This is a genomic window from Rhodococcus sp. WS1, from assembly GCF_003797745.1.
GTDB classification, from domain to species: Bacteria; Actinomycetota; Actinomycetes; order Mycobacteriales; family Mycobacteriaceae; genus Rhodococcus_F; species Rhodococcus_F erythropolis.
Genome location: NZ_RKLZ01000001.1, coordinates 2,053,609 through 2,068,024 on the forward strand (window position 1 = coordinate 2,053,609; position 14,416 = coordinate 2,068,024).

General features: G+C 61.7%; 12 protein-coding genes. 1 reads left to right on the forward strand and 11 read right to left on the reverse strand.

From position 1 onward, the window contains the following. Positions 1–35 precede the first annotated feature (35 nt). A complete protein-coding gene (locus EEB12_RS09505) occupies positions 36–368 on the reverse strand; it encodes a hypothetical protein (RefSeq protein ID WP_181447617.1) in 333 nt (110 codons plus the stop codon). A 73-nt stretch (positions 369–441) separates the two neighbouring features. On the opposite strand from EEB12_RS09505, the gene EEB12_RS09510 reads away from it, so the two are divergent. Continuing rightward, positions 442–750, forward strand: a complete 309-nt coding sequence (locus EEB12_RS09510; protein WP_141487677.1) for an amphi-Trp domain-containing protein — start codon at positions 442–444, stop codon at positions 748–750. Between the two features lie 27 nt (positions 751–777). Here the strand turns inward: EEB12_RS09510 and EEB12_RS09515 are convergent, their stop codons facing one another. The 10 genes from EEB12_RS09515 to EEB12_RS09560 form a co-directional block, all read right to left on the reverse strand. Beyond that, complete coding sequence (locus tag EEB12_RS09515; protein WP_141487678.1) at positions 778–3,075, reverse strand: serine/threonine-protein kinase; 2,298 nt, start codon at positions 3,073–3,075, stop codon at positions 778–780. 84 nt (positions 3,076–3,159) lie between these two features. Beyond that, positions 3,160–4,575, reverse strand: a complete 1,416-nt coding sequence (locus EEB12_RS09520) for an FAD-dependent oxidoreductase (RefSeq protein WP_141487679.1) — start codon at positions 4,573–4,575, stop codon at positions 3,160–3,162. Positions 4,576–4,651: 76 nt separating this feature from the next. Next, positions 4,652–5,431, reverse strand: coding sequence for a glucosamine-6-phosphate deaminase (gene nagB / locus EEB12_RS09525; RefSeq protein ID WP_141487680.1), 780 nt, complete (start codon positions 5,429–5,431; stop codon positions 4,652–4,654). Beyond that, on the reverse strand, positions 5,432–6,349 hold the full coding sequence (gene murQ, locus EEB12_RS09530) for an N-acetylmuramic acid 6-phosphate etherase (protein WP_181447618.1): 918 nt from the start codon (positions 6,347–6,349) through the stop codon (positions 5,432–5,434). Between the two features lie 71 nt (positions 6,350–6,420). Next, positions 6,421–7,296, reverse strand: coding sequence for a MurR/RpiR family transcriptional regulator (locus EEB12_RS09535; RefSeq protein WP_019747531.1), 876 nt, complete (start codon positions 7,294–7,296; stop codon positions 6,421–6,423). After that, positions 7,293–8,486, reverse strand: coding sequence for an anhydro-N-acetylmuramic acid kinase (locus EEB12_RS09540; RefSeq protein WP_020906499.1), 1,194 nt, complete (start codon positions 8,484–8,486; stop codon positions 7,293–7,295). Before EEB12_RS09540 ends, EEB12_RS09535 begins: the two co-directional genes overlap by 4 nt. Positions 8,487–8,532: 46 nt before the next feature. Then, positions 8,533–9,864, reverse strand: a complete 1,332-nt coding sequence (locus tag EEB12_RS09545) for an MFS transporter (protein ID WP_019747533.1) — start codon at positions 9,862–9,864, stop codon at positions 8,533–8,535. 104 nt (positions 9,865–9,968) lie between these two features. Next, positions 9,969–10,949 (reverse strand): linear amide C-N hydrolase, encoded by a 981-nt coding sequence (locus tag EEB12_RS09550; RefSeq protein WP_141487682.1) that lies wholly within the window; start codon positions 10,947–10,949, stop codon positions 9,969–9,971. A gap of 17 nt (positions 10,950–10,966) precedes the next feature. Then, the gene (locus EEB12_RS09555; protein ID WP_141487683.1) at positions 10,967–12,874 is read right to left on the reverse strand and encodes an alkyl/aryl-sulfatase; all 1,908 of its coding nucleotides are present in this window, start codon (positions 12,872–12,874) and stop codon (positions 10,967–10,969) included. A 96-nt stretch (positions 12,875–12,970) separates the two neighbouring features. After that, on the reverse strand, positions 12,971–14,377 hold the full coding sequence (locus EEB12_RS09560; RefSeq protein WP_141487684.1) for an MFS transporter: 1,407 nt from the start codon (positions 14,375–14,377) through the stop codon (positions 12,971–12,973). Positions 14,378–14,416: the final 39 nt, after the last annotated feature.

Below are 14,416 nucleotides of genomic sequence, written 5' to 3' on the forward strand. Positions count from 1 at the left end.
GTCAGCGCTCCGAACAGGACGAACGGGCCCGGGAATCATGGGAGATGAACTGGGGGTAGGTCTTGTTGCGCCAGTCGCAGTTCAGCGGCGGCGATGACGCCGGGGAAGTAGTAGTGCCCCTCCGGCGACTGAACAAGAGATGCAGCGTCGATACCGTCGACTTCCCATACGTCAACCGCGCCGCCGGTGTTGTTCATTCTGACAAACCAGTCCCGTTCGCCCCCGTCGCTGGCGAGGAAGCATCCCTCCTGCTCTGCTCGTAGACTTCCTGCGATTCCGCGAGCTGAGCCCATTCGGCGCCAGTCCAATCCATACCGCTGGATCGACGCACGGTTCAAGGCGGAGGTGACGTGGTAGCAGGTCGACATCGTCCAAAGGTAACAATCTTCCGTTTGTTCCAACTACGGTGAAGGGGAGAATCCGCCGAGGTCAGGAGTGATCGTGCCCAAATTGGAGATCAAGAGGAAGTCACAACTCTCACGGCAGGAAGTCGCCGACCGACTCATCGCCCTCGGCCAGGCCCTCGCCAGTGGATCGGAAGTGGAACTGGGGTCGGGTGGGGACTCGATCGAAATCAGTGTTCCGGAACAGGTTCGGTGGGAACTCGAGATCGAAGTCGACGGCAACGAGGTCGAGGTAGAAATCGAGATTCACTGGCGCGACGACCCTCAGGAAGAATCAGAAGAGAAGTCCCCGCCGCCCACCAAAGCAGTGCGTCGCAGCCGACCGCGCAAGAGCACTGCCAAATAGGCCAACCCGGATGCGGTTGTCAGGCAATTACGGAGACGCCGACACCTCGAGAGACACAACGCGCAGCAGTGCTCGAAGATCACTTTCGATCCGTCGAAACAGTTGATACACAACGATGAAGCCCGCGATCCCGCCCAGACACAGCGCACGGACGGTTGCGTTGAGTTCCTCCCCGGCCCCGGAACCGACAAAACTGAGTCCCGCGATTCCCACCAGCGGAACCGACGCCGCGACTGCGAGGTAACGCGTGCTGCTCCGACCCAACGAGCGAATATCGCGTCCGTCGTCGCTTCGTAACTCGCCGTGTGACAACAAGATCGGATACAGACATCGAACCGAGTAGTACGTCAGAATGAAGAACGGATACGCGACTGCGACGGCGCCGCACACCGCCAGCGACGACATCAGGTGCACGTATGCTCGTTGCGGAATACCTCCGGCGGCAATCTGCAACGCAACTGGATATGCGATACCGGCCAGGACCCACAGACCGAATGCGATCACCACCGCGCGGTGTCCGACGTTCAGCGTCGCGGTACGCGCTTTGTTCAAGACCTCCGCGCTGTACGTCTGACCGTGACGCAGTCCGTGAGGCACAGTGAGCGCAAGCCGGCACCAATACAGGATCGCCGCGGCACCGAGCGAGAACGCGGCCACCCCGATGACCAGATGAACCTGCTCGAGGTGCTGCTGAGCCTGGGGCGAGAGTCCCGAGATGATCAGCATCTTGTTGTAGTAGTAGTTGTAGCCTGCCGCCAGGAGATTCGGAATTCCGATCGCGGCCAGAAGAATCGGCAGTGCCCATTTCCACAACGTCGAACGCGGGCTCCCTTCCGGCGGGTCCACCAGGTTCCGGGCAGACCGGTCCAGACACAGTGCGAACTGACGGGCAAGCTTTCGTCCGCCAGACCACCTTCCGTCCCTCTCGGGCGAAAGAGACTTCACCAGCACTCGGCGCAGCGCCGGCGGACAGTCGTCCGGTAACCGGGCCTCGGCCGCGGGATCCACCCCACGCCGACGTGCCTCGAGCGCCTTCTTGGGCGACGGTGGGTTCTCCCCCGTGCCGTCGTCCGTGAAAGGCCTACTCCCGGTTAGGAGTTCCCACAGCATCACGCCGAGTGCATAGATGTCGCTACGGGTGTCGAGTGTGCCGGGAGCCCCCACGGCACAGGCCTCCAACTGCTCTGGAGACATGTAGGCAAGCGAGCCTCCGACAAAGCAGGCAGCATCCTCGGTCGAAACCTCCTCGCTCGAACTGACGTTGAAATCGGCGAGTTTGGGAATGCCTTCGACACTGAGAAGTACGTTCGCCGGCTTGATGTCCCGATGTAGTACGCCGTGCTCACGCGCGTACTCGAGGGCGTCGGCCAGTCTCATTCCCATCCAGGCCACGGTCTCCGGCCACGACATCGCTGCGATCTCGCTCCGTAAACTCGTCTCGCTCGGTTTCATCTCCCCCTTCTTCGCCAGGGTCTGATCGATGGCGTCGAGAAGTAGTTGTCCGGACCGCTGAGCCTGCGGTGTCACGCGGACAAGTTTGACCACGTCGAGCAAGGTCCCGCCTGGCACGTATTCCATGAACAGAACTCGCAGTGCGCGTTCCTCGAGCAGCCGTTGATCGAAGACACGAACGATGTTGGGATGGTCGAGTTGGGCGAGAGTCTGCGGCTCGACCCCGACGTTGCGCGAGATTTTCAACGCAACCCACCGCTGCATCGACAGTTGCCGTGCCAGGAACACTCGGGCGAATGCACCGTGCCCGAGTTCCAACACCAGTTCGAAATCATCGAGGCGCTGCCCGATCTCGAACTCGTCGAAACCCGAGAGCCCCAACATCATCACGTCTTCGCGGCCGGCCATCGAATCACGGTCGAACAACCGCTCGAAACCCTCTGCCTGCAAAGGGAACTCGCTGAGGTACTCGGCCGCTACGACGTCCTCCCCGCCCTGCTTCCGCAGCCGGAACTCCTCGTACAGAAGCTCGGCCGGTAGTGGCTCTTCGAGCAATTCCGGGTACTCGGCGCAATACTCCGTGAGTCGTTTCGGACCGTCATTCTTCAGCCAGCGGTACTCCATGTCGATTCCGACCAGTTCGATCAGCGCGCCCCGACGAATCTTGGCTGGATCGGGCAGATATTCACTCAGGTCGGACGGCGTTCGTCCCGCCTCCCAGTCCCCGACCAGGCGCCCGAGACCGTCGGCATCGTTCGATTCGCCGCGTACTACTGGCAGTGCGGACAGGCGCAACTCGGTGACGGTGCCCCGTTCGGTCAGGGGCCCGCTCGCGACTGTCGCGTCACTGGCCTGCGCACCACGTTCATTCATGAGTTCTGCTCCGCACCTCGAGCACGATGAATCGAGGCGACTCATTTCAGCGTAACCCCGGCGGTACCTCTGACCCCAGCGAATCTATTCGGCGTGAACTGCCGACTTCGTGCCGATACGAATGAGTTCTTCGCGGTCACCGATCTTGACGCGTGGACGTCCGTGCTCGACACCGAGGTCCTTTTCGGCGGCATCGATACGAAGCCATCCTTCCCAATCGACGGGAAACAGATCGCCGGCCGCGAGGACCTCCTCGATCCGGCTGCGATCTGCTCGGCGCCCGCCGAACGAATCAAGTTGGCGCAGCATCGTTTCGACTGTTTGGCGGGCGTCTGGCCGCGCCGCACCGATCAGCCCCGCGGCACCGCGCTTCATCCAACCGGTCACGAACAAGCCCGCGATCGGTAGACCGCTCTCGTCGACCACCGCGCCGCTCCGGTGCGAAACTATGCCGCGCCCGTGATCGAAGGGCACCCCGGCAAGTGGCGTGCCGAGGAATCCGATTGCCCGGTACACAGCTTGAACCGGATAGTCGGTACAGACACCCGAAGCGGTGACGTGACCGTAGCCGTCGGGGTCAGTCCGCTCGACGCGGAGTGCCTCGACTTTCCCGTTACCGAGAATCTCCACGGGCTGTCGGTAGAAGTGCAGGTGAACTCGACGCTGGGCAGTTCGGTCGGCAGGTGCAGTGTCCGCGAAACCACGGAGTGTCTCGACTGCCAGTCGGGCGTGCACCAACTGTTTTGTCATCCGCTCGATATGCCGGTCCGGCGCGACATCGGCAGCATCGACGACAACATCTACGCCGGGTAGTTCACCGAGAGCGCGCAACTCGTTCGGGGAGAATCGAGCGTCGGCGGGTCCGCGCCGGACAAAGATGTGTACTTCACGAACGCGACTGCCTGCGATCCCTTCCCGAACTTCGTCGGAGACGTCCGTGGCCTGCAGCGATTGCGCCTCTACGAGGAGCATCCGCGTGACATCGAGCGCGACATTGCCGCCGCCGATCACTGCCACCGACTCGGCGTGCAGGGGCCAATGTTGCGGGGCGTCGGGGTGATCGTTGTACCAACCGACAAAATCGGCGGCCCCGAATGAACCGGGAAGCTCGACGCCTGGAATTTCGAGTAGTGCATCCCGCGGCGCACCGGTTGCAATGATCACCGCGTCGTAGGAAGAACGTAGGTCCTCGACGGAAAGGTCCTTTCCGATCTCTACGTTGCAGAACAGCCGGAAGTCACTGGCGACCAGCACGGTGTGCAGAGAATCGACGAACTTTTCGGACTCGGCGTGCCCTGGGGCGAGACCGTAGCGCACGAGTCCGTACGGCGTCGGTAGACGCTCGAACATGTCTATGTTGGTGCCAGGAGCCAGTTCAGCGAGAGCGCCGGCAGCGTGGATTCCCGCCGGCCCTGCTCCGACGATCGCGACCCTGAGCGGTGGTGAGAAAATCCGGGGCGCCGCCGGCGGGGATACCGCTGAACCTCTAGCGTTGATCATGCCCCGAGGCTAGGACCTCAACTGCGCTGGAGATCAAGTCCGCTTTTCAGTAGCCCGCTTTTCAGTAACCCGCTTTTCAGTAGCCCTGCTCGGCCGGCTTGTGCTCGGTTGTGTAGCGGTAGAAGTCCGCTAGTTGGAGTTCACCGGCCGCTGCCTCGTCGACGACGACCGTCACGTGCGGATGCAACTGAAGTACCGATGCCGGGCAGAACGCCGACACCGGACCTTCAATCGCAGCCCGGACCGCGGGGGCTTTGCGCGCCCCCTCCGCAATCAGCACAAGATGCTTTGCATCACTGATGGTTCCGAGACCCTGCGTGATCACGTGATGCGGCACATCGGCTGGATCTGCGAAGAACCGCGCGTTGTCGGCGCGGGTCCTCTCGGTCAAGGTCTTCACTCGGGTACGCGATGTGAGTGAGGAGGACGGCTCGTTGAAGCCGATGTGCCCGTTGAGACCGATGCCGAGAATCTGCACGTCGATGGGACCGTTGTCGACGATGGCAGCGTCGTAACGCCGTGCAGCTTCACTGGGATCCGCGGCTCCCCCATCGGGGCTGAACACTCGCGCATTGTCGATGTCGAGGTGATCGACGAGTTCCGTGCGGATGGTGTGCGCGTAGGACTGCGGCTGATCGGGCGTGAGACCTACGTACTCGTCGAGAAGATACGCGCTCATCGCCGCGAACGACACTCCCGATTCTCGATGCCGCTTGATCAGCTCCCGATACGTGTGCAGCGGTGACGATCCCGTCGCGAGGCCGAGCGTCCGGGCTCCTTTTTCGATTGCGCCGCAAACGATGTCGGCAGCGATTCGCCCGCCGTCTTTCGGGCTGGGAACTATGACGATTTCCATTCAGGCTTCCTCTCTGCTCTTGCCGGCTCCGACGATGGCCTCGCGTACGGAACCCGAAGCGCGATCCAACAATTCGGTTGCTTCGGCGAAGTCGCATTCGGCCAACAACATGACGACCGCTGCCTTCACATGACCGTCGGCATTCTCGATGGTCTCCGAAGCGATCTCGGTATCCACTCCGGTGGCTGCCGCGACGATCCGGTTTGCACGATCGACCAGTTTGGCGTTGGTAGGCCGAAGGTCGACCATCAGGTTGTGAAACGCCTTGCCGGAACGGACCATGCTTGCCGTCGAAAGCATGTTGCACACCATCTTCTGTGCAGTCCCGGCCTTGAGCCTCGTCGATCCGGTGAGGATCTCGGGGCCGGTCTCCACTTCGATGGCCACTCCGGCGTGCGAACTCATTGCCGCATTTCGGTTGCACGAGACTGCCACTGTTGCGGCGCCGAGTGCGCGGGCATGGTCGAGTCCCCCGATGACATAGGGAGTACGACCACTCGCCGCCAGACCCACCACGACGTCCGTGGCGTTCAACGAGATTGCGTCGAGGTCGGCCCCAGCCGCTCGCGGATCGTCCTCTGCTCCCTCGACGGCGTTGAGAAACGCTCCCGGGCCACCGGCGATGATTCCGATCACCTCGCCTGGATCGGTCCCGAAAGTCGGAGGGCATTCCACCGCGTCGAGCACTCCCAGACGCCCACTGGTCCCAGCTCCCAGGTAGATCAGCCGACCACCTTGTGCCCGAGCGTTGACGATCGAATCGACTGCGGCTTCGATGGCCGGTAACACCGCCGCGACCGCGTCGGCCACGATTGCGTCCTGCTGGTTCATCACCGTCAGCAGATCCGACACCGACATGACGTCGAGATCGCGGGTGAGAGGGTTCGGTCTCTCGGTAGACAGCATGTCCAATTGCATTGTGGCGAGTCCTCCTCGATCAAATTTCACTACGACGACTCCTCGTCAGTAATCACAGCGACGACTCCTCGTCAGTGACGCTTCGAAGCAATGGCATCATGACTTCGTTGCAGCGCAGACAGGGCGCTCGGCAGCGAGTGCGCGACCATCGCAAAAATTGTGTCGACTACCAACAGCTGGCCGGTGCGGCTTGCCATTGCTGCCGACCGGAAACCGAATTCTCTACCGGCAGTGAGTAGAACGTGGTGTGACTGCACAGCGAGCGTCGACCGCGCCCCGCCGGTGATCGCGGCCGTCGACGCCCCGGTACGACGGGCAAGGGCAAGCGGTTCGACCACATCAGAAGTCTCGCCGGAATGCGAGATTCCCACTGCTATGTCGTCCGGTCCGAGCAAACTGGCGCTGACCATCGCCGCGTCTCGGTCGAGATGAACCCGGCAGTTGACGTCGATACGCGAGAGCTTCAACGTGAGGTCTTGCGCGACGATGCCTGACGCGCCGATGCCGTACACCTCGACCCGGCGGGCGGATCGAATCCGCGACACCACTGCTTCGAGTGCAACAGGGTCAGTCAATTGTGCTGTGCCCTTGAGTTGTTCGGATTCGAACTCGGCGAGTTTGGCCATGACTTCACTGGCAGAGTCGGCGGCAACGATGTCCACACCGAGTGGAATCGAATCACTTGACGCGGAACCGCTGATGGCCGCCAATGCCAGACGAAGCTGGGGATACCCCTCGAATCCGAGCCTTTTGGCTGTGCGGACCACTGTCGCCGTGCTTGTCGACGCTCGTTCGGCAAGATCGTTGACCGTCAGTGTGGACGCCAGGCTGGGGTCGGCTTCGATGATTTCGGCGATCCGCAGCTCGGCAGGTGAGAGGCTGCTCAGTGATGCGCGAATACGAGCAAGCAGGTCGACGGACGCCGGAGCACTCCGGTCCAAAGTCATAACGCCTCGATTCGCATCGTTTTCGGAGCTGACGGCACCGATGTGATTCTAGGCAGCCCACGGCTTCCTGGCGTCAAAGATCCGAGCACACTGGCGTGACGCGCACCGGTGCACGACGCAATACTGCCGGGCAATCCGTGTGCGGTGAGGAAGCCGAGAACCGCGAAAGCCAATGCTTCCTTGATGTCGGAGGTGACTCCGAGTTCGTCCGAAGAGACAAGCGCGATGTCGCCCAGTTCGTCACGGAGCATCGCCATCAATGTCGGATTCTTGGTGCCACCACCTGACACCACCACTTCGGTGGCCGCGAGTGCTTTGACGGAATCGGCGACGGTCCGGGCCGTAAGTGCAGTCAGAGTCGCGACGATGTCTGCCAGAGACAACGACTCGTAGCCCCGCAGAGCGGCGAGCAGATAGTCCCGATGAAACAATTCTTTGCCCGTGCTCTTGGGAGCGGGCTGCGTGTAATACGGTTCGCTCAGTAGATGTGCGAGCAGATCGACGTTCGGCGTGCCGGCTGCACCCAGAGCGCCACCGAGGTCGAACCACTGCTCCCCCGCAGTGAATTCGCTTACCGCCGCGTCGATCAGCGCATTTGCCGGGCCGGTGTCGAAGGCAATCGGTACTGCGGGACCATCTGCCGTCGTACCGCCGCCACCCGGAGCAGTGACGTTCGCGATGCCACCGAGATTGAGCGCGACGGAACCCGAAGTTCTTCCGTTGAGCCACAATACGTCGAACGCGCTGACCAATGGTGCACCCTGACCACCCGTCGCCACGTCGCGAGAGCGCAGGTCTGACACGACGGTGCATCCGGTCTTCTCGGCTATCCAGGCCGGCTGCCCGAGTTGGAGAGTGCCCTTTACTTGCGCTCCTTCGACCCAGTGGAACATCGTCTGCCCATGTGAGGAGATCAATTCCGCACTGCCGCCGCACAGTTCCGCGTTCGCCCGCGCAGCCACGGCCGCGAATGCCTGCCCGATCTCGGTGTCGAGTTGGCAGATCTGACCGACAGTGGTGGACGCAGGCGGTACCGCAGCGGCCACCGCTGCCCGCAACTCACCGGAATATGGTTCGCTGACCATTCCCAGTGGGGTCAGCACAAGAGTGTCCCCGTCGATCCGGATATCTGCTGCGGCAGCATCGATAGCGTCGTACGAAGTACCGGACATCAGGCCGATGACTCTCATGAAATTTCCCTTACTCGGATCGTTTCGGCATTCGGGCAAGCTGCGGTCAGTCGACGAGTGCCCGCTTGTGGGCATTTCCTCGCAAGGTACTCAAAGCGATCGCGCTGACGGCGCACGTTGCCATCACGAAGTAGGCCGGAATATCGAGATTGGAAGTTTCCTTGATCAGCCATGTGATTATCAGACCGGCGCAGCCCGAAAAGACCGCGTTGGACAGGGAGTATGCGAGTCCCAATCCGGTGTACCGGACCGAGGTGGGGAACATCTCGGAGAGCATGGCGGGTCCGGGTCCGGCAACAAGTCCTACTGCGGCGCCGGCGGCAAACACTGCAAATCCCTTGGCTGTCAGAGACGTCTGCTCGTTCTGCAGGACGTTGAGCAGCGGCAACGCAAGGACCAAGATCAAAACGGTGCCGGTGAGCATGACCGCGCGTCTCCCGATGCGATCACTGAGCCCGCCCGCAAGCGGAATCGTCACTGCGAAGCCGGCATTGGCAAGTACCGAAGCAACCAGTGCCTGATGGAATGTCGCGTTCAGTGAACTCTGAAGATAAGTCGGCATCACGACGAGGAACGTGTAACCCGCCGCAGACCAACCCATCAACCGACCGATGCCGAGCAGGATCGCCCTGGCGGTCTCGCCGACAGTCGGCTGCACTACCGGCGTCGCTGCATCAACTGTCGGTTCGGACTGGACTGCGCGGGCACGCTCGAACGACGGCGTTTCTTCGAGTCGGAGCCTGAGCCACAGGGCGACCAGGCCCATCGGAAGTGCAAGGAGGAACGGGATGCGCCAGCCCCAGTCGTTGAGCTGACCGGAGTCGAGAACTGTCGCGAGGAGCGCCGCGATTCCGGCACCGGCGAGCAATCCGAGCGCGACCGTGAACGATTGCCACGACCCGTACAGTCCGCGTCGTCCCGGGGGCGCAAACTCGGTCATCACCGACACCGCGCCGCCGAACTCGCCTCCGGCCGACAATCCCTGGAGGATCCGAAGGACCGTCAAGAGCAGCGGTGCCAGAATTCCGACACTCTCGTAGGTGGGGAGCACACCGATCAGGGTCGTCGCACCCGACATCAGCAGAAGAACGATCACCAAGGTGGGGCGTCGGCCGATGCGGTCACCGAGTCGACCGAAGAGTGCGGCCCCCACTGGCCGGAAGAAGAAGGCCAGCGCAAACGACGCGTAGGTCTTGATCAGGCTTTCGAGGTCGCCGGAGCCGTCGGCGCTGAAGAAGTTCGACGCGATGATCGTCGCGAAGAACCCGTACACACCGAACTCGTACCACTCGATGAAATTTCCGACGGAGCCGGCGACGAGCGCCCTGCGCCGTTTGAGCTGCGCACCATCGTTCCGTGTCTGCACTGTGATGCCCATGCCGTCCTCCGTTGACGAAACCCGAATATGCAACAAAGTTTCATCTGAACGGAGTAGAAATGTCAAGAAGTTTCACAATTGGGTTTTCGTGGGTCCCCGAATCCCTACGCTCCTGCGAACGTGAACGCCTCCGCCCGTTCGAACTGGTCGGTGGAGTCTCCGGAGTAGACCGTGCTCTCGTTCGGGCCCAGCCCGAGCTTGCGGACGGGCGTCCCCTCCCCGAGATCCATCGACGCCACATCCACCCAGAACGTATTCGGGGTCATCGCGGACTCGAAGAAATAGAGCGTGCGTTTGTGATCGACCACCGTACGCCAGCGGGTCGACGAGATGTTGGGCTCGTCTGGAGTCGAAATACCCAGCGGCACGGAGACATTGCGAATAACACTGAACGTCGACGCCAACGCGGACCGCGGATCGTCAGTCTGCGGTATCGCATCCACGTAAAATGACGCGCGGGCGAATCTGTCAGCGGCACGGTTCGTTCCGGGCAGCATCATAGTCCCGTTGATCTGCTTCCAGTACTCGTTGACCGCGAGTTGCTGATCGAAGATCGGGGAATTTGTCATCACCTGGTACTCACGACTGTGATGAATAGTCGCGCGTCCACCGACGTATTCGATGATCGCACTGTCTCCCCTGGCGTCCGAGAGTGACATGTGAAGGGTAGCGAGACGGTCTTCACCGGGAACAGCGGCAGTCACGACGGTGAACGGTTCCGCTGCCAACACCTCGACTGCTTCCTGAACTGTCGCAAAACAATCCAGAACATACTGCGCCCACGCTGCGATGGACAGACCCGGCGTCGAGCCGTCGTATGCCGGGTACTCCGACTCGACCAACCACAAGAGATTTGCAGACAGTCCTGCCTCGTTGACCCCATCGGTTGTGCACATGTCGTAGGCCGTTGCGACAACACTTCCGTATTTCGACGTCCACTGAATCGAGTTCGGACCCGCGCAACCCTCTCGCGTCATACCCCGCGGAAATGCCCAGAGATTGGTTCCGAGATCGACCTTCCAATCCATCGATCGAGCAGTGATCACAGTGTCGTTGGGCCCCAGGTAGACCAACCTTGTACACATCGAAAACTATCCCTTCCTCACGGCGTGACGATATTGAAACTGGGATCGAAGGTATCCAGCAACCCTCCCAGTGTCTCCAGCGCCGATTCGTCTCCGGTGAGCGAAATCTTCCCCGCACCAGCCAGTTGGGACGCTGCGCCCGGTTGCAGAAGCGCGCCGATCAGTGCAGCTTTCGGCCCGGACACCGTCAGTTGCGTGTTCGACGCCGCTCCCCGTCGGGCATTGAGGACACCGCGCTTGACCCACGCCGTCCATGTCTCGTCGTCGTGATCGGTGAACACGAAATCGATGTGGAGGTCGACGTCAGTTGCCTTGTCTCCGATGAGATGTATTGCAACGAAGTCGAACAAGATATCGATGGGCATTGCGAGGACGCTGTCTTCGCTCGCAGTGATGTACGGCGGGGGTTGCGATCCTTCTCGCAATTCCAGGGCCGCCGTCAGGTAGATTCCTCGCCACTGAGGCCCCTCGGCTTGATATCCCATCTGCTCGTAGACGTCAGCCTGAAGGTTCTTCGCCTCGGTGTTCTCCGGTTGCGCGAACACCAGCTTGTGCAGGATTTCGGCAGCCCAACGATAGTCAGCGGCATCGAAAGCCCGCTTGCCTTCGTCCAGAATCTTCTGCGCCCCAAGGAGGTCGACGAACCTCTTCGCCGACTCGACCGGTGGATGTGGATGAAGCGTCACCGGATCGCCGTCCCACATTCCCAGTTCCTTGGTGTACACGGCACGCACGTCATGATGCAGAGTTCCGTGGTACCCGCGGTTGTGCCACTTGCGGCCGAGTTCCTCGGGTAGCTCGATCACCTCGGCGGCTTCGAGCGGTGTGTATCCCTTGTTGGCCAGGCGCAGCGCCTGGTCGTGAATGTACTTGTATGTGTCCCTCTGCGATTCGAGGAAGGGAACCAGATTCTCGTTGCCCCACACCGGCCAGGTGTGCGGTCCGTAGTGAACCGCCGCGTCGTCGCCCCACCGTTCCAAAGTCTCGTCCAGGTATCGCGCGAAATTGCGGGCATCGCGGGTACGCGCACCGCGCAGGGTCTGGATGTTGTGGAGTGAATGATTGGCGTTCTCCGCACACGTCAGTGCGGCGAGTTCGGGGATCCAGATGTGCATCTCCTCCGGAGCCTCGGTATCGGGTGCATAGAGGAATTCGAACTCCAGACCCGCAATTTCTCGCTTCGTTCCGGTTTCGGTGATGCCGTCGGTGGGGGAAATATACGAGATCTGAGGGCCTTTGGTGCTGAGCACGCCGATCCCGCACGAGACCGCCCCTTTCGGACCGAGGTCGAGCAATCCGCCGAAGGCATAGAACGACCGCCTCGCCATGGCATTGCCGGCGACAACATTCTCGCCGATTGCGAACTTGTCGAACGATGCGATCGTCCCCGGCGCGATGATCGGCACCTTTCCAGACGCAACGTCCTCGACGTCGATGATGCCTTTGACTCCGCCGTAGTGGTCGATATGGGTGTGCGTGTAGATGATCGCTGCAACCGGCTTGTCGCTGACGTGCTCGCGAATCATCTTCATGCCCTGGCGCGCTGATTCGACTCCCGCCATGCAGTCGATGATGATCAGGCCTTCGTCACCCTCGACGACCGTCAGGTTTGCGATGTCGTTGTTTCTCACCTGGTAGAGGCGATCCGTCACCTGGTAGAGCCCACCCCGGCGAATTACCTGACTCTGGCGCCACAAACTGGGATTGACGGTGTCCGGCGCCGCAACGTCGTCACCGATGTACGCCAATGCCTCGGGGTCGAAGACCACATGCCCGTCGTCGCCGAGAACATTGCCAGGCAACGGTGCGATCAAGCCACGATCCGCGTCGACAAAATCTTGCCGGTCATCCATGGCGTACCGCGCGACTGATTCGCGGTTCACCGCCACGGTGGCCGGTGTTGCGTCCTTAGGTGTCTGGCACATGGCTCTCCCCGCTCGGATACGACGATCAGATACCCCATAATCTCTATCCGGCGGCAGCGGCGTTGGAATCACCCGCGCAGGGTGAACTCACACTCCTCACCCCTTCGTCTTCTCGGAACCTCCCGACGCCAGGGCGATGACAAGAACCACGAGCCCGCACGCGACGACAAGGATCCAACCCGCTCTCGATGCCTCGGCGATGTCTGATTGTGCGCTGCCGGCGATCATGCCGCCGGCCAGCGCCACACCGAGAGCAGCGCCGAACTGCCTTGCACTCGAGGTGATCCCGCCGGCAAGTCCTGCCTGCGATCTCGGTAGTCCGTTGACGGCGGTGTTGGTGATCGGAGCATTCGAGAAGCCGAAGCCGATACCGAGGAACAGGTACGCGACGAGCAACGTCGCAGCGCCTGTGCTGTTGTCGAGAGAGACCAGGCACAGTCCGCCGAGCGCGGTGAAGCTTCCGGCGATCAGCAACGGCAGTCGTGCACCGAAGCGTCCGACGAGAATCCCCGACAACGGCGCACAGATGGTTGCGGCGACAGCCATCGGAAGGGTCATCGCGCCCGCGGCAGCGGGAGTCATTTCACGCGCCTGTTGAAGGTAGAAGGTGCCCAGAAGCAGCGTCGCGTTGAGTGCCACGAACACCACGATCGCGCCGAGTACGGCCCCGGTGAACGGTCGGTGCCGAAACAGCGAAGGGTCCATGAGCGGCTCGCTCTTTCGCGATTCGACCCGGACGAACGCTGCCAGCGCGGCAGCGACGGCGACGTAACCCGCGATTGCACCGGAGGCCAGCCACCCGATTCGTGGGCCTTCGATGAGCAGAGCCACGGATCCGCCCACGACGACCATCAGAAGCACCTGCCCCGGTAAGTCGAGACGTCGAGGTTGTTCAGCCCGGGACTGCGGCACGAACACCGCGGTCAGCACGAGAACGACTGCGATGACGGGCACGTTGATCCAGAAAACGGATCGCCAGCCGAAGCTCTCGATGAGGACTCCGCCGACTATCGGTCCTGCTGCCATGCTCAGACCGAAGACCGCAGCCCACACGCCGATCGCCTTGGCTCGCTCCTTCGGGTCGGTCATCACGTTGACGACGATCGCCAGGGCCACCGGACTGAGCATCGACCCACCGACTCCCTGCGCGATCCTCGCCGCAATCAGAACTCCCACCGACGGGGCCAGCGCGCAGACGATCGACGCCACCCCGAAAACGACCAGTCCGATCTGGAAGATCCGCCTTCTACCGAACCTGTCGGCCAGGGCGCCGGACGAGATCAGCAAGCTCGCCAAGACGAGTGTGTACGCGTTGACGATCCATTCGAGACCAACGGTTCCGACGCCGAATCCCTCCCCGATCGCGGGGAGAGCGACGTTGACGATGGTCGTGTCCAACCCGACAACGAACAAGCTCGTGCAGCAGATGGCCAGAATGCCCCACCGGCGGCGTGCGTCAAGTCCGATCACTTGCGGTTCGTCGATCCCGCTCGAAGGTTTCATGTCGGACTCCATCTCTCGAAGTGTTCTGCCGTGCTCGCC

Excerpts from the sequence above, each read along its gene's own strand:
- nagB (WP_141487680.1), bottom strand. The coding sequence starts at position 5,431 with ATGGAAATCGTCATAGTTCCCAGCCCGAAAGACGGCGGGCGAATCGCT.
- EEB12_RS09535 (WP_019747531.1), bottom strand. The coding sequence starts at position 7,296 with ATGACTTTGGACCGGAGTGCTCCGGCGTCCGTCGACCTGCTTGCTCGT.
- EEB12_RS09515 (WP_141487678.1), bottom strand. The coding sequence starts at position 3,075 with ATGAATGAACGTGGTGCGCAGGCCAGTGACGCGACAGTCGCGAGCGGG.
- EEB12_RS09550 (WP_141487682.1), bottom strand. The coding sequence starts at position 10,949 with ATGTGTACAAGGTTGGTCTACCTGGGGCCCAACGACACTGTGATCACT.
- EEB12_RS09520 (WP_141487679.1), bottom strand. The coding sequence starts at position 4,575 with ATGATCAACGCTAGAGGTTCAGCGGTATCCCCGCCGGCGGCGCCCCGG.
- EEB12_RS09555 (WP_141487683.1), bottom strand. The coding sequence starts at position 12,874 with ATGTGCCAGACACCTAAGGACGCAACACCGGCCACCGTGGCGGTGAAC.
- EEB12_RS09560 (WP_141487684.1), bottom strand. The coding sequence starts at position 14,377 with ATGAAACCTTCGAGCGGGATCGACGAACCGCAAGTGATCGGACTTGAC.
- murQ (WP_181447618.1), bottom strand. The coding sequence starts at position 6,349 with ATGCAATTGGACATGCTGTCTACCGAGAGACCGAACCCTCTCACCCGC.
- EEB12_RS09545 (WP_019747533.1), bottom strand. The coding sequence starts at position 9,864 with ATGGGCATCACAGTGCAGACACGGAACGATGGTGCGCAGCTCAAACGG.
- EEB12_RS09505 (WP_181447617.1), bottom strand. The coding sequence starts at position 368 with ATGTCGACCTGCTACCACGTCACCTCCGCCTTGAACCGTGCGTCGATC.
- EEB12_RS09540 (WP_020906499.1), bottom strand. The coding sequence starts at position 8,486 with ATGAGAGTCATCGGCCTGATGTCCGGTACTTCGTACGACGCTATCGAT.